Source organism: Ignavibacteria bacterium, from assembly GCA_041649015.1.
Classification (GTDB): Bacteria; Bacteroidota; Ignavibacteria; order Tepidaquicellales; family Tepidaquicellaceae; genus CAIKZJ01.
In genome coordinates, this window is sequence record JBAZNU010000002.1 from 393,398 (window position 1) to 411,724 (window position 18,327).

Below are 18,327 nucleotides of genomic sequence, written 5' to 3' on the forward strand. Positions count from 1 at the left end.
CTATTATGAATAAAATAATATATCTCGATAATTCCGCAACAACATATCCTAAACCTGACAGTGTGTATAAATTCATGGATAGTTTTTACAGGGAAAATGGAGTCAGCCCCGGAAGGTCAGGATTTGACGATGCCATTAAAGCCGAAGAGATGGTAATGGGCACACGTAAACTATTGACTGATTTCTTCAATGCCGGAAGCGATGTAAACAGGTTAACTTTCAGTTATAACGCAAGTGATTCTCTTAATATGATAATTCAGGGATTAGCAATGCAGGGAGACCACGTTATAACTACAATGCTTGAACATAATTCTGTCCTGCGTCCTTTACATCATCTGGAAATTGACGGACTCATTAAGGTTACTCACATCACGTTCGATGAACAAGGATATATTAATCCTGACGATATTAAGAAAGCAATACTTAAAAACACGAAGATGGTGGTGGTAAATCACTGCTCGAATGTTATCGGAACAATTCAGCCGATTGCTGAAATTGGCAAGATATGCAAAGAAGCCGGTGTATTACTGATAGTAGATACGACTCAAAGTGCGGGTGCTATACCAATCGACATGCAAGCCATGGGAATCGACGTTGTAGTTTTTACAGGGCATAAATGTCTTATGGGTCCTACGGGGATAGGTGGTTCATACGTAATGGAAAATGTACCTGTGAAATGTACACGATTTGGAGGTACGGGTGTCCGTTCCGCACAGAAGACACATCTTGAAGAATTTCCATACCGTCTTGAGTGCGGTACACTAAATCTTCTTGGTGTAGCAGGATTGAATGCAGGAGTAAATTGGATTCTTTCTAACGGTATAGAATCTGTGCATAACAAAGAAATGATTTTGTGGAAAAAACTCAGGGATGGGATACAAAATACTGAAAATGTTATAACATACTGTGCCGATAGTAATGAAAATCGTAATCCGGTACTTTGTTTTAATGTAAAGGGTTTTGAAGCAGCAGACGTAGGTACAATACTTGATGTTGACTATAATATTGCCTGCCGTACAGGTTTACATTGTGCGCCGAATGTTCATAAAGTTTTAGGAACTGATAAAATTCATGGAACTGTCCGTTTAAGTATCGGTCCTTTTAGTACTGAAGAACATATCGATACAGCTGTTAATGCCGTAAAAGAGATAGCTGTATTAAGAAAATAATATAAAGAGATTTTTTGTATAAAAAACAAAGCCCTGATACATATCAGGGCTTTTTGTTTAACCTAAATTTATTTTTAATCACTTCACTATTAACATCTTCCTTGCTTCTTTGAAAACCTTGCCTGTTCCTAAGTCTTTAGTTTCGAGAGTGTAGAAATACACACCGCTGCTGAGGTTCTCGCCGTTGAAAGGGGAGTAGTAAACGCCAGGGTTCATGTTTTCATTTAAAAGGTTTGATACGTTTCGGCCGTTGATGTCATAAATCTTTAAAGAAACAAAGGATGCATTCGGTATGCTGAATTTTATCTTAGTCAACGGATTAAACGGATTTGGATAGTTCTGGTACAGTTCGGGACTTAAAGCCATTTCTTCTCCTGCCGAGCCGACATTTGTTAAAAGCCATTGATTGTATAAAACCTGAAGTGAATCAATCGGGTCTTTGCTGCCTGTGGTGTTTCCCACAACGAGCTCAAGATATTGCGTACCGACGGTATCTCCCTGCTTTCTGATTCTTAAAAAGGATGATATCGAAGATTTGTTCGAGCCGGTGCATCTTGTATCGGCTCCCACAACCTTCGCACCCTGAAGTGCTGCCATCAGCTTATCCGCAAGCGTTCCTGTCTGACGAAGAAATCGTGCTTCCATCGAATCGAGTATATGCTTTCCGAGAAGAATATTTCCCTGAATTGAATATGTCGGACCTGTTATGTGATTTTTATAATTAGTGCAGTTAACGCCTGTATAATTCGCAACTCTTCCTCCGCCTACGAGGTCAACGAATCCGTATTGCCTTACAGTTGGGTTTCCATCCTGCAGCACGACAGAGTCTCTGATTTGCTGAGGCGAATATCCGAGCAGCATTAATCTTTTTGCATTGTTATAATTCGTTTGAGTCCATGATGCCTGAACGTGAGCAACACCCCAGTTGGGACGCACATAGCTTAGTATAAGGCAGTTCGCTATGCAGGACGCACCGGCGCTTCCGACCTCTCCCGTGACGGGGTCAACAGCACAGATTGAGAATGTGGAGTTTGCAATTTCTATGTTTGTTGCAAGAAATGTGATAATTAAAAGCAGTACAGAAAGTTTTTTCATATGTTAATTATAAAATTTATAATTGATAACAAAATAGTAATATCAATAAAAGAATGAAACACCTATAAATTAGAGAATGTAGAAGTAAGGGATTAAATATTGAAACACTTAGTACTCGGCGCAGACTTTGGATAAAAACAAAATAGAGTAATAAAGGATAGAGATTTTTAACGCAGAGTCCGCAGAGAAGAGCAATGAACGCAGAGAGAACATAGAAAATTAAAATGTTTTTCTTAGTGACTTTTGTGTTTTAGTGGTGAAAATAATCTTCAATAAAATATCTTTTCAAGAAAAAGACCTGATGGGGGAGCAGTGTAAATCGCAAGCCCATCGGTATAGTTTTTTAGAAATCCTTTTATATCATTTTCGTTCATATTCCCTCTGCCGACCTCCACCAAAACTCCCACAAGGCGTCTTACCATTTTCCATAGGAAGTGAGATGATTTAATTCTTATATAAATCTTATCCGTATCTTCAGTTATGTTCACGAATTCAACATTTACTTTAGTTGATTTATCCTCTTCACTCTTTTCGCAAAACGACCCGAAGTCGTGCATTCCTTCAAAGAGCTTGCCAGCTTCTGACATCTTTTTCACGTTCAGCTTGTCCTTCACCCACCAGACAAAACGCTTTTCAAATGCTGTCCGCCTTTTTGATATTACATAAATGTACTGTCTTGCTTCAGCCGAATGACGCGCATGAAACCTATTATGCGTTTTCTCGACTTCAAGTATATTTATATCCGATGGAAGTATATCGTTCAGTTTCATCTTGATTATCTCAGGACCAAGCATCGTTTCGCATTCAAGGTGTGCGACCTGTTCACGTGCATGAACCCCTCTGTCAGTTCTTCCCGAGCCCTGCAAGTCAATGAACCTGCTTTCGCCCTTAGACTTTTTAAAAATGGTTTTCACTGCATCAATCAGAGTACCCTGAACGGTTTTTGCATTTTTTTGCTGCTGCCAGCCTGCGTAGTTCGTGCCGTTGTATTCGAGATATATTTTAAACTTCATGTCTGCAATTTATTTGGAATAGATGGTAAGAGCAAGAGATTAAGAACAGTAAGCAGTGAGTTGTGAATTGTGAATAGCTGGAAAAATTGAAATAACATAAGAACTGCGAACTGTAAATAATAAAGAGAAGAAATTGATTTATTGCTAAGAGATTAAGAAAATTCACCACCAAAACACTAAAAAAGCAAGAGAATTTTACCGTTGATGCCGCAAAGAAAGCAGAGAAGTATTTATTTCTAAGAGCTAAGGATATTTCAAAACCAAAGCACAAAAAGAACAAGAGAATTTTACCGCTGAGGCCGCAAAGAACGCAGAGAAGTATTTATTGCTAAGAGCTATAGATATTTCACCACCAAAGCACAAAAAGAGCAAGAGAATTTTACCGCAGAGTAGAAGAAATATTCTACTAAAACGTAATGTTTGCTATAGATTTTTATTCTAAAATTACGGAAATTGATTCAAAAATATAAATATTATGGAACTGACTTATTCTTCATACCTGAAAATTGATGAGCTAATCAGCCTTCAGAAACTGCACTCTGAGAGGGAAGAGCATGATGAGATGCTTTTTATCATTATTCATCAGGCTTATGAACTCTGGTTTAAACAGATAATTCATGAACTCGATTACCTTAACAAAAAACTGGGAGAGGGAGATATCAACACGGCAATAAAAACTCTCAAAAGAGTGAACACCATTCTAAAGGTGATTGTACATCAGATTGATATACTTGAAACTATGACACCGCTGGAATTCCTTTCGTTCAGGGACTATCTACAGTCTGCAAGCGGTTTTCAGTCTTATCAATTCCGTGAACTTGAATTCATGTTTGGGAAAAAGAATATTAAAGCTCTTGACAGGTTTGAGAAAGGGAGTATTGCTTTCAAGAAACTTGGAAAACGTTACAATGAAAAGACAGTATGGGATGTTTTCATGGACTATTTATTCAAGAACAATTTTAACATTCCTGAAGAAATCACGGACAGAGATATTACGTCCGAAATTCTGCCTAACAGGAAAGTACAGGAAGTTCTTCTCGATATATACAAGAACTTTCCGATTATTGCTCAGTTCTGCGAGATTCTCGTTGACTTTGACGAAGGTTTACAGGAATGGAGGTACAGACATGTTAAGATGGTTGAAAGGACTATCGGAGCAAGAACAGGTACGGGAGGTTCGGAGGGTGTGCAATATTTAAAGAGCACTTTATTCAAACCAATCTTTGAAGATTTATGGCTGATTAGGTCGGAGTTCAAGAATGATTAGAGTTGAAGATTTATCGAATGATGTAAATCCGCTTTCGAAATATTATAAAGATTTTAAGGTTTCGGAAAGAATTCTGCTAACAGGGCATTCACATCAGGCTCAGCCTGATTGCGCCAAAGAGGGGATTATCCAGTGCTGGAATGATGCTTCTGAATTTGCCGACGATAAATGGGAAAAAGTATTTGCGGCAGCAGATAAATTCCGGATTCATTTAGCAGAACTTCTGGATGATGAAAAAGATAACATCGTTCTCGCACAGAATACACATGATTTAATTCTCAGGTTTCTTTCGGCTCTTGATTTGAAAAACAGAACAAAGATAATTACTACAGACGGAGAATTTCACACTATTAGGAGACAGCTGGATAGATTAAATCAGGATATCATTGAAGTTATTAAAGTAAAAAGAGATCCCGTTGAGACTCTCCCGGAAAGGCTGGTTGATGAAGTAGATAATAAAACTGCTGCTGTGATGGTGTCAAAAGTTATGTTTCAGGATGCCTCAATCGTATCTGGACTTTCAGAAGTTGAATCGGTATGCATTAAACAGGGCGCTAAACTTCTTGTTGATGTATATCATGTATTAAACGCAATTCCGTTTTCAATTAAAGTTGAGAAACTCGAAAATTCTTTTCTCGTCGGCGGGGGTTATAAATACTTACAACTGGGGGAAGGGAATTGCTTCATGAGAATTCCTCCGAATGAAGTATTCAGACCGGTAATTACAGGATGGTTTGCGGAATTCGCTACATTATCTACGAAGAAGATACCCGGAGAAGTTCATTACGGTGACAAACGCCGGGCTTTTGAGGGCTCGACTTATGACCCTATATCTCATTACAGAGCATTAAAAGTATTTGAATTCTTTAATTCTCAAAAACTAACTCCTGAACTTCTGCAAACAATCAATAATCATCAAAAGGATTTAATAGAAAGCGAATTTACAAAGTATGATTTAAATCCTTCGATAATTAAATTGAAAGATGTGAAAAACAGAGGCGGGTTTATGACATTCGAAACATCGTATGCAGGAATAATCTCAAGGAAGCTGCGGGAATTTAATATATTAACAGATTACAGGGGTGATTTTCTGAGGTTAGGTCCTGCTCCATATTTGACTGACGGACAATTGAAATATGCGGTTAATAAATTGCAGAAAGTAGTTAAGCATATATAAACAATTAATCATTTTCAAATGAACAAAATATTATTAAATGTATTTCTCTGGTTAGCATTATCGTTAATCGTTTCATCATGCGGGGCGGGATGGAAAGAACTAAAACCCGTATCGAATGAAAAAGGACTACGAATCGACCTTGAAATCACAAGGGAAAAATCAAAATCAGAAGACCAGGGGGCTTTTGCTTTAAGGATAACTAACAATTCGGACAGCGATTTTATAAGATGTTCACTAAGGTTTGATGATAAGCACGAGCATACTTTTGAAGGGCTAAAGGATAAGACCGGAGATGTGGCGATTCCTTTGACAAGGTCAATACTGAAATCACGCGATACTTTCATATTCATTTTCAGCAGTGAAGTTGAGAACTATCAGAGGTTCGGTATAAAGGATGAAAAGAAAAATTACATACCAAAAAAGATTGAATTGATAACGCATGAAGGAAATCTTGTATGGAATGTACCTGACGATTTACTTTAATTGAAAGTCCAGGGTTGTTAGTTGATAGAAGAGATGTTACAACGAAGAGCTGATTTGTTATGATTTAAACTTATTAAACTCATGAACGGGATAGAGATTATTTTCGATTTATTATAAGAACGAAGATACCCTGTAAAAGTATCATGGTATGACAAAATATACTTATTTACAGATTTTGGATTTAACATAAGAACTGATGTACACTGTAAAAACATCAGAGTATAACAAAATATATTTAAAAACATATTTTGATTGTAGAAATAGAAAACCCTGCCGTTGACAGGGTTTTGTGTTTAATAAAGATTTTGGTTTCGTTTATACGGAAACAAAAATTTAATCTCTTAAAAGCTCTCTGGCAATGACTATCTTTTGAATCTCACTCGTACCTTCGTAAATTTCTGTAATCTTTGCGTCACGAAGATAGCGTTCAACGAGATACTCTCTGACGTAACCATAACCGCCGTGAATTTGAATTGCTTCAAGTGCATTCTGGACTGCTACTTTGCTTGCCAGAAGTTTACCCTGAGCTGCTTCCTTTGCAAACTTTTCTTTGTTGTCTTTCTTCAGGGCAGCCTGCAAGACGAGCAATCTTGCCGTTTCAAGATTAACAGCCATATCAGCAAGCTTGAATTGAATCGCTTGAAGGTTGCAAATAGGTTCATCGAATGCTTTTCTTTCCTTTGAATATTTAATAGAAGCATCGAGCGAAGCAGCGGCAATACCGAGTGCTTGGGCAGCTATACCTATTCTACCGCCGTTCAGGGTTTCCATGGCGATCTTGAAACCAAGCCCCTCTTCACCAAGAATGTTTTCTTTCGGAACTCTGCAGTTGTTTAATCCGATTGTACAAGTATCAGAACTTCTAATCCCGAGTTTATCTTCTTTCTTCCCGACTTCAAGACCTTCCCATGCTTGTTCAACAATAAATGTAGTTATTCCCTTATAGCCTTTTTCTTTATCAGTCTGTGCCTGAATCAAATAATAATCAGCTTTTGTACCATTTGTTATCCAGTTCTTCATCCCATTCAAAACGTAAAAATCACCGTCTTTAACAGCTTCTGTTTTCTGATTTGTAGCGTCGCTGCCGGCTTCAGGTTCTGAAAGACAGAATGCTCCGAGTTTCTGACCAGTCGCAAGAGGTCTCAGATACTTTTCTTTCTGTTCGCTTGTACCCCATTTTTCAATACCAAAACATACAAGTGAATTATTAACTGACATAATTACACCTACCGATGCATCCACCTTAGATATTTCCTCCATTGCAAGTACATAACTTACAGTATCTAATCCTGCTCCTCCCCATTCAGGAGAAACCATCATGCCCATAAATCCCATCTCACCAAGCTGCTTAATTATGTCAGTTGGAAATTCAGCATTAATATCCCGATCTATTGAAGACGGTGCAATTTCGTTTACCGCAAAATCTCTTGCCGCATCTCTTATCTGAGTTTGTTCTTCTGTTAAATTAAAATTCATAACTATATATATTAAAGTTTATTTGTTGTACTCGTAAAATCCTTTACCGCTTTTTCTTCCTAAATATCCGGCTGCTACCATTTTCTTGAGCAGGGGACAAGGTCTGTATTTTGTGTCACCAAGCCCATTGTGAAGCACTTCCATAATAAACAAACATACATCCAGCCCAATAAAATCAGCGAGAGTCAAAGGTCCCATCGGATGATTCATACCAAGTTTCATAACGGAATCAATTGCCTCGGGTTCTGCAACTCCTTCCATTACACAGTAAATTGCTTCGTTTATCATTGGCATCAATATCCTGTTTGAAACAAAACCCGGATAGTCTTGAACTTCGACCGGTACTTTTTCAATTTTCTCAGTAAGAGATTCTATGGCGTTGTAAACATCCTGAGAAGTTGCAAGTCCCCTTATTATTTCAACGAGTTTCATCATAGGTACCGGATTCATAAAATGCATACCGATTACTTTATCTGCTCTTTTTGTCACAGCACCAATTTCGGTGATAGATATTGATGATGTATTAGTCGCAAGGATAGCATCGGGTTTGCATGCTTCATCAAGAGTAATGAATATCTTCTTCTTTATATCCGGATTTTCGGTAGCTGCTTCGACTACAAGCTCAGAGTTTTTAGCATCTGAAAGATTAATTGACATGGTGATATTTGAGAGAGTCCGCTTCTTTACATCTTCAATAATAGTACCTTTCTTTACCTGCCTATCAAGGTTGCCTGAAATTGTTATCAAAGCTTTATCAAGAAATTCTTCTTTTAAGTCTATCAGATTTACTTTAAATCCGTTTTGAGCGAAAACGTGAGCTATACCATTACCCATCGTTCCTGCGCCAATAACTGCAATATTCTTTATGTTCGTCATTTTAATAAATATTTATTATATTCTTTCAATAATTAAAGCGCTTGCTTCACCTCCGCCGATGCACAAGGTAGCTAAACCGTTCTTTTTGTTTTGCTGCTGAAGAACATTAATCAGTGTAGTAAGTATTCTCGCTCCACTAGCACCGATTGGATGTCCGAGAGCAACAGCTCCGCCGTTAAGATTAACTTTTTTAGCGTCGAGTTTTGCCATTTTAATAACGGAAAGTGCCTGCACCGCAAAAGCTTCGTTGATTTCGAATATATCTATATCATCAATATTCATATTTGCTTTCTTCACAACATTTTGTATCGCATAAGTAGGTGCCGTAGTAAACCATTCAGGTTCCTGAGCGTATGAAGTTTGTGCGATTATCTTAGCAAGAGGTTTAATTCCCTTTGCCTCTGCTTTTTCTTTTGACATAACCACTAATGCTGATGCACCATCGTTAATTTTTGAGGCATTAAAAGCAGTTATAGTACCGTCTTTCTGAAAAGCAGGTTTTAGTGCAAGGCCCTTTTCAAAGTTTGTTTTCTTAGGTTCTTCATCTTCAGTAACCGTAACAACACCTTTTCTATCCTTAATTTCAACGGGAACTATTTCATTCTTGAAAAGTCCTTTTTCAATCGCATTCAGTGAACGTTTGTAGCTTTCAACTGAAAAGTCGTCCTGCTCTTTTCGAGGTATATTAAGTTCTTTTGAGCATAACTCACCGGCATTGCCCATATGGAAGTTATTGTAGCAATCCCATAATCCATCGTTAACCATACCGTCTATTATAGTGCCATTTCCCATTCTGTAACCGCTCCTTGCTTTAGGAAGATAATAGGGGACATTGCTCATTGATTCCATTCCTCCTGCAACGACAACATCAGAATCGCCGGCAATAATTGCCTGAGCTGCAAGCATAACTGATTTCAGACCTGAGCCGCAAACTTTGTTAATTGTCATACAAGGGACGGATTTTGGAATACCTGCGTAAATTGATGCCTGCCTTGTCGGAGCCTGACCAACACCTGCCGGAAGGACATTTCCCATAATAACTTCTGAGACATCCTCGGGTTTAATTCCCGCCCGCATAACAGCTTCTTTAATGACAATTGCACCGAGCTGAGGTGCAGTCAGAGCCGCCAGAACACCCTGAAAACTACCAATTGGGGTTCTTACAGCTGAAACGATTACAACTTCTTTCATTCAAATAATATTTAAATTTATCAAAATTCTATTGCAAAGGAATAAATTTAAAACAAAATATTTATTAAAAATATTCCTTTAATAACAACAAAAACAATATTTCTACTGAATAGCGGCTTCGATAATTTTTAGAAAACTCTCTGCCTTTAAAGCAGCTCCGCCAATAAGACCTCCGTCTATGTTAGGTTTTGAGAGAAGTTCTGTTGCGTTTTTATCGTTCATGCTTCCGCCGTATAGTATTCTTGTAGTTCCGGCAACAGTTGCATTGTAAAGATTCTCGAGTGATTTACGGATTTCTTTATGCATCTCATCAGCCTGCTCGGGTGATGCCGTTTTTCCTGTACCTATTGCCCAAACCGGTTCGTAAGCAATAACGACGTTAGCCAATTGAGAAGCATTAATATCCTTAAGACACATTGTGACCTGTTCGTCAACAACCTTAACTTCAAGACCTTGCTCTCTTTGTTCAAGAGTCTCGCCAACGCATAAGATGGGTATTAATCCTTTTTCAAGACCTTTGATTACTTTAAAATTTATAATATGATTCGTCTCATGAAAATACTGACGTCTTTCACTATGACCGAGAATAACATACTTGCAGCCAATTTCCTTGAGCATTGAAGCTGAAACTTCGCCTGTGAAAGCTCCTTCATCCTTATAATGGATGTTTTGACCACCGAAGTTAATTCCTGTACCTTTGAATATTTCCGATGCTGCCGGAACGGAAATAAACGGCGGACAAATAACAACGTCAACGATATCAGCAATTTCTTTTGTGACTGCAGATTTAATGTCCTTCATAAGTATTCTTGCGTCTGAATAACACTTATTCATTTTCCAGTTGCCTGCTATTAATTTTTTTCTCATAATTTTATAAATTTATTCTATTTAATTTTCGTATAGCTTTTTAAAACGTGTTATTGTGTATTCTTTTGCTGCATGATGGTCTATTAACGGTTTAGGATATTCAGAAGCACCATATTTTATGCATTGCTCTTCAGACATATCGTCAGGTTTATGAATATACTTATCAGGCACATTTCTCAATTCTTCAACATACTTTCTTATGTATGATCCATTTGCATCAAACCTGACACTTTGCAGATAAGGATTAAAGATACGAAAGTACGGTTGAGCATCGCATCCTGTAGAAGCACTCCATTGCCAACCTCCATTGTTTGAGGCAAAATCAAGGTCCACCAGTTTTTGAGCAAAATACTTCTCGCCCCATTTCCAATCTATGAACAAATCCTTCGTTAGAAACATAGCGACAATCATTCTGACTCTGTTATGTACCCAGCCATTTTTGTTTAACTGCCGCATACCTGCATCTACTATAGGGAATCCTGTCGTACCGTTACACCATTTTTCAAATAATGTTTTATCATAATTCCATTCAATCATATCGAAAGTCTGTTTAAAAGCACCTTTAATTATATGTGGAAAATGGAAGGTTATATGATAGTAGAACTCTCTCCAAAGAAGCTCATTCATCCAGGATTTAATATTGGGAGAATCAACAGTTTTCTTAATCTTATCAAGAGCACATCTCCAGCATTCACGAATACTTACAGTACCAAAATGAAGATGCGGAGAAAGCAGACTTGTTCCTTTTATAGAAGGGAAGTCTCTTTGTATTTTATATTTATTTAGACCATTTTTGTAAAAATCTTTCAGAAACATCAGACCTTCATTTCTACCTCCTTTGAAAACAGGGGATTGGTTGTACTTATCCAGTCTTTCTGAATCTATGGAAATGCAATTATGAGGATTTAATTTATCAAAATCAGGATTTAAACAGGCGTAGTGGTTTTCATTTATCAAAGTATAACATTTTTTGCTGAAGGGTGTAAAAACACTATAAGGCATTCCGTCATTTTTAACAACTTCTTTTGGTTCAAACAACATATTGTCATAATATAACTTAAGTTCACTTCCTGAACTGTTAAGGAATTCCGATACAAGATTATCACGTGAGATAGAATATGGTTCGATTTGACTATTTGCAAAAACGGTAAGACGATTGTATTTCTTTAAAAGCATTTTAAAAACATCTATGCTATTACCTTTAAGAACAGATAAAGATAATTGCATTTTCTTAAGAACTGAAGATAGTTCTTCTAATGAATTTTTCAAGAATGCTAATCGCATTTCACCGTAGAAATTATAACTATCCTTGTTCTTAATGTATATGAATATATACTTGTCCCCGTGATTTACATCATCAATAAACCTTGTCAATGCTCTATTATCTTTAAGTCTGAGGTCCTTTCTAAACCAGTAAACTTTAAGAATTTCATGCTTATCCGGCATTTCAGGCATTATCTACCTGTGGTTTTCTCTCGAGAAATGAATGTGAAGTAAGTTTTACAAAAGTTGCTTTCTTCTGGTATTCATTAATATCTTTTGAATTCAGGTAACTCATTGATGATTGAAGCCCCTCGCGGTATTCTTTTATTAATTTCGAAACACTACCTTTATATGGAACCAGAGATTCTTCTCCTTCTATGTAATTCTTGTTATCCTGCTTAACAGCAAAAGAAGCAGAGCCGCAGTATTTCTTCCATCTTTGATTGCTATATTTAAGAACTTCACCCGGAGCCTCGTCGGTTCCTGCAAGAACGCGTCCAAACATAACGGCATCACAACCAAGAGCTATCGCCTTGCACATCGCTCCGGGAGTGCTGATACCGCCGTCTGCGATTATTTTAACGTTGCTTCTTAAATCGTCTTTTGCACTTAATGCTCTTACTATTGCATCGACCTGTCCAATACCAATACCGGATTTTATGGATGTTGAGCACATAGCACCATTACCTATACCAACTCTAATCGCATCAACACCTAAGTTTATAAGAAATTTCGTTGTTTCATAACTTGCAACATTACCGGCAATAATTTTTAGTTTATATTCCTTTACAGTAGAATTAATCGAGGAGAGAAATTTCTCTATCATTCTTGAACCGCCGTTAGCAATATCAACACAGAATATCCTAACTCCATAGTCAGCAAGTTTCTTTAGCCTTTCAATTTCAGTATTCGCATTAATACCAACAGCTGCAGACTTGAAATCTGAGCCGTTAAGATTACTTTCTTTGAATTCGGAGATTTGCTCGTCGGCAGTATTAAATCTATGAATAATTCCAAGAGCACCGTGGTCAGCTAATGCTTTTGCCATTTTTCCTCCGCAGACAGTATTCATAGGAGATGCTATAATAGGAACCTTTAGTTTTAGACCGCAAAATTCTATTGATGTGTCGCAGTCTGCTCTGTGCTCAACTGCAGAAATCTGGTTAGGAAGTAAAGATACATCGTCATAAGTCAATGAATCTTCAAATAATATATTTTTGTACGACATAGTTGTTAAAGATTTACTTGTTAAAATTTAAAAAGGAAAGCAAAAGAAGTAATCTTAAGCTTTCCTAAATAATCACTTTTAGTACAAACAATTAACTCACTAAAGCTAATGCTTGTGTTACTTTATCAGCTGCATCCTGCAATGTATCAGCAGGTATAAGATTTAATCCAGATTCGTTTAGAATACGTCTTGCTTCTTCCGCGTTTGTGCCCTGCAGTCTTACCACAACAGGAATACTCAGATTCAGGTTTCTTGAAGCCTGAATAACACCGTTAGCAACTCTATCGCATCGAACGATACCTCCGAATATGTTAATAAGAATTGCTTTCACATTAGGGTCTGTAAGTATAATCTTGAAACCATTTTCGACTGTTTCAGCCGAAGCAGATCCTCCGACATCGAGGAAGTTAGCGGGTTCACCGCCGGCAATTTTAATCAAGTCCATAGTACCCATTGCAAGTCCGGCACCGTTTACCATACACCCCACATTACCGTCGAGTTTAATGTAGTTCAGGTTGGACTTTGACGCTTCTATTTCGAGCGGGTCTTCTTCATTCAGATCACGCAATGCTTCGTACTCTTTATGTCTGAAAATCGCATTGTCATCAAGATTAATCTTGGCATCGAGAGCAAGTATCCTGTCGTCATTTGTAATGATTAAAGGGTTAACTTCCAGCATTGATGCATCAAGATCGATATAAGCTTTGTATAGTGAGATAATAAACTTCGTGAAATCTTTAAAGGCATTACCTTCAAGTCCTAATCCAAAAGCAAGTTCTCTTGCCTGAAAGTTCTGAATACCAAGTCCAGGTTCAATCCATACTTTAATAATTTTCTCCGGAGTTTCTGCGGCAACTTTCTCAATTTCAACTCCGCCTTCTGTAGATGCCATAATAACATCTTTCGAATTCATTCTGTCGAGAAGTATGCTTAAGTACAGTTCTTTCTTATAATCGAGACCCTCTGCAATAAATATCGTCTGAATTTCTTTGCCCTCAGCACCTGACTGATGGGTTACAAGTATATTACCGAGAATTTTTGAGGCGTACTCTCTAGCAGCATCAACATTACCTCCAAAGAACTTTACTCCGCCTTGAACGACCACTTCTTCACGGTTGGATTTATTGTAGACTGTACCTTTACCTCTTCCACCTGCGTGTATCTGTGATTTAACGACAAACTGCTGGACTCCTCTTTCGCGGAGTGTGTTAATTGCGTTGTCGAATTCTTCCATCCATCTAATTGCAATTCCATCCTGAATGGCAACGCCGTATTTTTTAAGAAGTGATTTAGCCTGATACTCGTGTATTTTCATCTTTATTAGGTTTTATTTTTTATCTTTAAATTTGTTTTCTATATCCTTTTTAATAGAATCAACTTTTTCAAGAGACTTTGTTAATGAATCTAAATATTTCTTGTTGAAAGCCGAATCTACCTTTTCCAGACCCTTATCAATTGTCTGGTCAATTTTTTCATTTACCTTTTGTTCTACTCTTTCTGAAATCCTGTCACAGCTCAGGATAACAACAAGAACGAAGACAGCAGCAATAAATCTTATCAGATTCATTTTATTTGATTATTTTCTTGCTTGTTAATTTTGCTTGAGTAAAAAGAGATAAATAATCTCTACCGCCAGCTTTTGAATCTGTTCCACTCAAGTTGAATCCACCGAACGGATGAACGCCCACGAGAGCACCTGTGCATTTTCTGTTAAGATAAAGATTACCGACAAAGAATTCACTGTCGGCTTTTTGCAAATTCTTCTTATTACTTGAATAAGCTGCACCGGTAAGACCGAACATTGTGTTGTTTGCAATTTTCAGGGATTCATCGAAGTTCGATGATTTAATGACTGCAAGAACCGGTCCGAAAATCTCTTCCTGAGCTATGGTATCCATTGGTTTTACATCCTTAATAATGGTTGGTTCGACAAAATAACCGCCTTCAATTTCTTTTCCTCCGTGAATTATAATACCACCCTCATTTACTGCAGTATTAATGTAGTTCATAATCTTACTCTTAGAACCTTCATTAATAACAGGACCCATGTTTGGATTATCTTTAGCCTGTGCTACTTTTAATGTTTTCGCTTTTGTAACGAGTGCATCACAGAATTTATCATAAATGTTCTCGTCAACAATCACTCGAGAACATGCCGAACATTTTTGTCCCTGGAATCCGAATGCGGATTGAATGGTACCCAGAACAGCATCATCAAAACTATGTAGTTCTTTATCGATTACTATTGAATCTTTACCGCCCATTTCAGCTACGACTCTCTTAATCCAAATTTGCTGAGGTTGTTTCTTTGCTGCGAGTTCATTTATTCTTAATCCAACTTCCATAGAACCCGTGAATGAAATGTATCTAACAAGATGATGCTGAACAAGAACGTCACCGATTGAACTCCCACCTCCTGTAACGAAATTAAGCACACCTTTTGGAAGTTTAACTTCTTCCATTAATTCTACAAACATTTGTGCAATAGCCGGAGAGTCGCTTGAAGGTTTAAGAACTACTGTATTACCTGAAACTATTGAAGCTGTAGTCATACCCACTAAAATTGCCAGAGGGAAATTCCACGGCGGGATAACAAAACCAACTCCAAGAGGTAAATATTCGAGTTTATTCTTCTCACCTTTTATTTTTGTAAGAGGTTGATTTTTGCTATATCTAATCATTTCCCTTGCATAGAATTCTATAAAATCAATTGCCTCAGCTGTATCACCGTCTGCTTCAGCCCAATTCTTACCGACTTCATACACCATCATTGCGGAGAAATAATGCTTTCTTTTTCTCATTAGTTTTGCTGCTTTAAACAGATATTCAGCACGTTTTGCAGGGCTAACATGTTTCCACTCTTCAAATTTTGCGTATGCAGTTTCAACAGCATGAAGTGCCTGCTCTACTGATGCTTTCTGAAAAGTACCGACAATCTCTTCAGGATTCGAAGGATTGCGTGACACAATCTTTTCATCTGCATAAAGTTTCTCACCTCCGATTATAAGAGGGTATTCCACGCTAAATCTTTTTCTGACATCTTCAAGAGCTTTTTCAAAAGCTTTTCTATTTTTCTTTTCCGTAAAATCAGTAAACGGTTCATTCTTAAATTTTGCGATTGCCATATTATATAATTTTTAATTAGTTAATGTTTTTATTATTAAATTGTGCAGATCCGGTCTTATTTCTCTAATACCGTCATTTCCTCTTGACGGATAAACTCTGTTTGTAAGAAAAATAATTATAATTTTTCTTTCTTTATCGCACCAAACGCTCGTACCTGTATATCCCGTATGACCAAAACAATTTTCAGAAATCAGTTCACCGCAAGCTGAGCGGTATTTACCAATTGGTTCCTGTTTAGTATCCCAGCCCAGAGCACGAGTATTCTGGTAAACGTCAGTAATATACTTATTAGTAAACAGGTCAACAGTTTCCGGTTTGAATAATATTTCTTTTCTAAGATCTCTTGTAAAAGGATTGTAGTACCTACCTTCGTTTAATAGAGTGCGAACTAATTTGTAAATGTCTCTCGGATTCGAGAACAAACCTGCATTGCCAGATACACCTTCCATCATTGACGCTGCTTCGTCGTGCACTTCTCCTTTGAGAAGTCTTTTCCGCCATGATTTGTCGTATTCAGTTGGAGCGATGTGATTTACATCGGACGGGGTAAACATTGTATTCTCCATGTTAAGAGGCTCGAAGATTTCCGCACTACAATATTCGGATAAAGAAACACCAGTAATTTTTTCAATCACCAGTCCGAGAGTTATAAAATTCAGGTCACTGTAAACATAACCTTTTCCTGTTTCATACTCGAGAAGGGAATTCATAATTGTTTCGACGACTTCTTTCCGTGAAGAACAAAACTGGTTAAACGGCATCCACGCTTTTAATCCCGAATTATGAAGAAGAAGATTCCGCACTGTTACATTCTCCTTTCCGTTTGCTGCAAATTCAGGAAGATACGAAGAAACTTTTGCATCGAGGTCAATTTGACCTTTATCGAAAAGCTTCATTACCGCGGAAGTAGTTGCGATTACTTTCGTGAGCGAAGCTAAATCGTACATTGAAATTTCCGTGACACCTTCCTCACTTTCATCATAAGTAAGTCCGCCATAGTACTTCTCATAAACTATATGGTTCTCATTTCCAACTAATAAAGCAGCGCCCGGAAAAAATTTATTTACGATGCCTTTAAGAATCAGATTATCAACTTCAGTGAAGTCATAAGCAATCCCATTAGAATAAAATACCGCGAAAAGGAATATTAGGAAATATCTCTTCATATAAAGTAAATATATCTAAAATGAAGTCTTACTTCAATTTAAAAAGAAAGTCCTATATATAAATGAAATGGACACAATTAGGAAAAATAAAGGATAACAAACAGATTTGATGGAGATCATCAAAACTGGGAAATAAATTAATTTAATGCCGGAAAAAGAAAGGGCTGAGAAAAATCAGCCCTTTACATAAACAAGACTTAGATTATTTTCTCCTTCTGAGATAAATGAATCCCATCCCAAGCAGGAATATTATCGGTAGTTCCATACCGAACAGACCGCATTTCTTACCGGCTTTAACTGTAGCAGTCATTTCAACGTCAGTTTTCAAATCGGCAACTGTCTTTTCCCATTTTACTTTCTGACCATCTTTAACTCCATTTGTAGCAAGTACTTCACCGGGGAATTCAAACTCGTAAGTAAGTTTGTACTCTTCCATACCCATGTTCTTTGCACTAGAAGTATCCTGAAGAAGGACGTATTTGAAATCCTTGCCTTCCTTCCCGTCTACCCAGCTTGCTTTAATTTTCTTGAAGGCAGAGGCATCGGAAAGTTTGTTGATGTCTTTAAATTTAACATTAAGTGTAACGACTGACATTGAATCATTAGTAGCATTCTTTTCAATCTTAATATCACTCGGTTCAGTATTAGATGAAGTATAATTAGATTTAACTTTAGCTTCGGTAAAACCAAAACCTGAAAGCTCATCCCCAGAGACATTGGATGACTTTGTCCAATATTTTACACTCATAGACCCTGAACCATCAGAACTGAGTTTTGTCTTTTGATCGACATTAACACATCCTGAAAGAAATAATGCAACTGCAAACAAAATTGAAACAGACAGTACGGATTTAAAGAGCAATTTCATTTTACACTCCCTCGTTTAGTTTAGAAAGCTAAAATTAAACACTCTTACAACAAAAAGCAATA

General features: G+C 37.3%; 17 protein-coding genes. 4 read left to right on the forward strand and 13 right to left on the reverse strand.

Going from position 1 to position 18,327, the window contains the following annotated elements; translation table 11 throughout:
- Positions 1-5 precede the first annotated feature (5 nt).
- The gene (locus tag WC644_04850) at positions 6-1,169 is read left to right on the forward strand and encodes an aminotransferase class V-fold PLP-dependent enzyme (protein MFA5011264.1); all 1,164 of its coding nucleotides are present in this window, start codon (positions 6-8) and stop codon (positions 1,167-1,169) included.
- A gap of 78 nt (positions 1,170-1,247) precedes the next feature.
- Here WC644_04850 and WC644_04855 read toward each other — a convergent pair whose 3' ends face one another.
- Complete coding sequence (locus tag WC644_04855) at positions 1,248-2,264, reverse strand: DUF1028 domain-containing protein (protein MFA5011265.1); 1,017 nt, start codon at positions 2,262-2,264, stop codon at positions 1,248-1,250.
- A 269-nt stretch (positions 2,265-2,533) separates the two neighbouring features.
- Entirely contained in the window at positions 2,534-3,277 is a 744-nt protein-coding gene (gene truA / locus WC644_04860) for a tRNA pseudouridine(38-40) synthase TruA (protein ID MFA5011266.1), read from the reverse strand.
- A gap of 475 nt (positions 3,278-3,752) precedes the next feature.
- On the opposite strand from truA, the gene WC644_04865 reads away from it, so the two are divergent.
- The 3 genes from WC644_04865 to WC644_04875 are packed head-to-tail and all read left to right on the forward strand — an operon-like array spanning position 3,753 to position 6,204.
- Positions 3,753-4,544, forward strand: a complete 792-nt coding sequence (locus WC644_04865; protein ID MFA5011267.1) for a tryptophan 2,3-dioxygenase family protein — start codon at positions 3,753-3,755, stop codon at positions 4,542-4,544.
- A complete protein-coding gene (locus WC644_04870; protein ID MFA5011268.1) occupies positions 4,537-5,721 on the forward strand; it encodes a kynureninase in 1,185 nt (394 codons plus the stop codon). Before WC644_04865 ends, WC644_04870 begins: the two co-directional genes overlap by 8 nt.
- Before the next feature lie 18 nt (positions 5,722-5,739).
- The gene (locus WC644_04875; GenBank protein ID MFA5011269.1) at positions 5,740-6,204 is read left to right on the forward strand and encodes a hypothetical protein; all 465 of its coding nucleotides are present in this window, start codon (positions 5,740-5,742) and stop codon (positions 6,202-6,204) included.
- 333 nt (positions 6,205-6,537) lie between these two features.
- Here WC644_04875 and WC644_04880 read toward each other — a convergent pair whose 3' ends face one another.
- The 11 genes from WC644_04880 to WC644_04930 all read right to left on the reverse strand — a co-directional run bounded on the left by WC644_04880 (position 6,538) and on the right by WC644_04930 (position 18,265).
- On the reverse strand, positions 6,538-7,680 hold the full coding sequence (locus WC644_04880) for an acyl-CoA dehydrogenase (GenBank protein ID MFA5011270.1): 1,143 nt from the start codon (positions 7,678-7,680) through the stop codon (positions 6,538-6,540).
- An 18-nt stretch (positions 7,681-7,698) separates the two neighbouring features.
- Positions 7,699-8,556, reverse strand: coding sequence for a 3-hydroxybutyryl-CoA dehydrogenase (locus WC644_04885; GenBank protein MFA5011271.1), 858 nt, complete (start codon positions 8,554-8,556; stop codon positions 7,699-7,701).
- A 15-nt stretch (positions 8,557-8,571) separates the two neighbouring features.
- Entirely contained in the window at positions 8,572-9,747 is a 1,176-nt protein-coding gene (locus WC644_04890; protein MFA5011272.1) for a thiolase family protein, read from the reverse strand.
- 102 nt (positions 9,748-9,849) lie between these two features.
- On the reverse strand, positions 9,850-10,614 hold the full coding sequence (gene tpiA / locus WC644_04895; protein MFA5011273.1) for a triose-phosphate isomerase: 765 nt from the start codon (positions 10,612-10,614) through the stop codon (positions 9,850-9,852).
- Between the two features lie 21 nt (positions 10,615-10,635).
- Entirely contained in the window at positions 10,636-12,069 is a 1,434-nt protein-coding gene (locus tag WC644_04900) for a deoxyribodipyrimidine photo-lyase (GenBank protein ID MFA5011274.1), read from the reverse strand.
- Positions 12,062-13,105, reverse strand: a complete 1,044-nt coding sequence (locus WC644_04905) for a guanosine monophosphate reductase (protein MFA5011275.1) — start codon at positions 13,103-13,105, stop codon at positions 12,062-12,064. Before WC644_04905 ends, WC644_04900 begins: the two co-directional genes overlap by 8 nt.
- A gap of 91 nt (positions 13,106-13,196) precedes the next feature.
- Positions 13,197-14,420, reverse strand: coding sequence for an ADP-forming succinate--CoA ligase subunit beta (sucC, locus tag WC644_04910; protein MFA5011276.1), 1,224 nt, complete (start codon positions 14,418-14,420; stop codon positions 13,197-13,199).
- Between the two features lie 12 nt (positions 14,421-14,432).
- Entirely contained in the window at positions 14,433-14,672 is a 240-nt protein-coding gene (locus tag WC644_04915; GenBank protein MFA5011277.1) for a hypothetical protein, read from the reverse strand.
- Between the two features lies 1 nt (position 14,673).
- A complete protein-coding gene (pruA, locus tag WC644_04920) occupies positions 14,674-16,230 on the reverse strand; it encodes an L-glutamate gamma-semialdehyde dehydrogenase (GenBank protein ID MFA5011278.1) in 1,557 nt (518 codons plus the stop codon).
- 12 nt (positions 16,231-16,242) lie between these two features.
- A complete protein-coding gene (locus WC644_04925; protein ID MFA5011279.1) occupies positions 16,243-17,397 on the reverse strand; it encodes a serine hydrolase in 1,155 nt (384 codons plus the stop codon).
- Positions 17,398-17,599: 202 nt separating this feature from the next.
- Positions 17,600-18,265 (reverse strand): hypothetical protein, encoded by a 666-nt coding sequence (locus WC644_04930; protein ID MFA5011280.1) that lies wholly within the window; start codon positions 18,263-18,265, stop codon positions 17,600-17,602.
- Positions 18,266-18,327: the final 62 nt, after the last annotated feature.

Excerpts from the sequence above, each read along its gene's own strand:
- WC644_04880 (MFA5011270.1), bottom strand. The coding sequence starts at position 7,680 with ATGAATTTTAATTTAACAGAAGAACAAACTCAGATAAGAGATGCGGCA.
- WC644_04875 (MFA5011269.1), top strand. The coding sequence starts at position 5,740 with ATGAACAAAATATTATTAAATGTATTTCTCTGGTTAGCATTATCGTTA.
- pruA (MFA5011278.1), bottom strand. The coding sequence starts at position 16,230 with ATGGCAATCGCAAAATTTAAGAATGAACCGTTTACTGATTTTACGGAA.
- WC644_04905 (MFA5011275.1), bottom strand. The coding sequence starts at position 13,105 with ATGTCGTACAAAAATATATTATTTGAAGATTCATTGACTTATGACGAT.
- WC644_04930 (MFA5011280.1), bottom strand. The coding sequence starts at position 18,265 with ATGAAATTGCTCTTTAAATCCGTACTGTCTGTTTCAATTTTGTTTGCA.
- tpiA (MFA5011273.1), bottom strand. The coding sequence starts at position 10,614 with ATGAGAAAAAAATTAATAGCAGGCAACTGGAAAATGAATAAGTGTTAT.
- WC644_04885 (MFA5011271.1), bottom strand. The coding sequence starts at position 8,556 with ATGACGAACATAAAGAATATTGCAGTTATTGGCGCAGGAACGATGGGT.
- WC644_04890 (MFA5011272.1), bottom strand. The coding sequence starts at position 9,747 with ATGAAAGAAGTTGTAATCGTTTCAGCTGTAAGAACCCCAATTGGTAGT.
- truA (MFA5011266.1), bottom strand. The coding sequence starts at position 3,277 with ATGAAGTTTAAAATATATCTCGAATACAACGGCACGAACTACGCAGGC.
- WC644_04900 (MFA5011274.1), bottom strand. The coding sequence starts at position 12,069 with ATGCCTGAAATGCCGGATAAGCATGAAATTCTTAAAGTTTACTGGTTT.
- WC644_04865 (MFA5011267.1), top strand. The coding sequence starts at position 3,753 with ATGGAACTGACTTATTCTTCATACCTGAAAATTGATGAGCTAATCAGC.
- sucC (MFA5011276.1), bottom strand. The coding sequence starts at position 14,420 with ATGAAAATACACGAGTATCAGGCTAAATCACTTCTTAAAAAATACGGC.
- WC644_04855 (MFA5011265.1), bottom strand. The coding sequence starts at position 2,264 with ATGAAAAAACTTTCTGTACTGCTTTTAATTATCACATTTCTTGCAACA.
- WC644_04870 (MFA5011268.1), top strand. The coding sequence starts at position 4,537 with ATGATTAGAGTTGAAGATTTATCGAATGATGTAAATCCGCTTTCGAAA.
- WC644_04915 (MFA5011277.1), bottom strand. The coding sequence starts at position 14,672 with ATGAATCTGATAAGATTTATTGCTGCTGTCTTCGTTCTTGTTGTTATC.
- WC644_04925 (MFA5011279.1), bottom strand. The coding sequence starts at position 17,397 with ATGAAGAGATATTTCCTAATATTCCTTTTCGCGGTATTTTATTCTAAT.
- WC644_04850 (MFA5011264.1), top strand. The coding sequence starts at position 6 with ATGAATAAAATAATATATCTCGATAATTCCGCAACAACATATCCTAAA.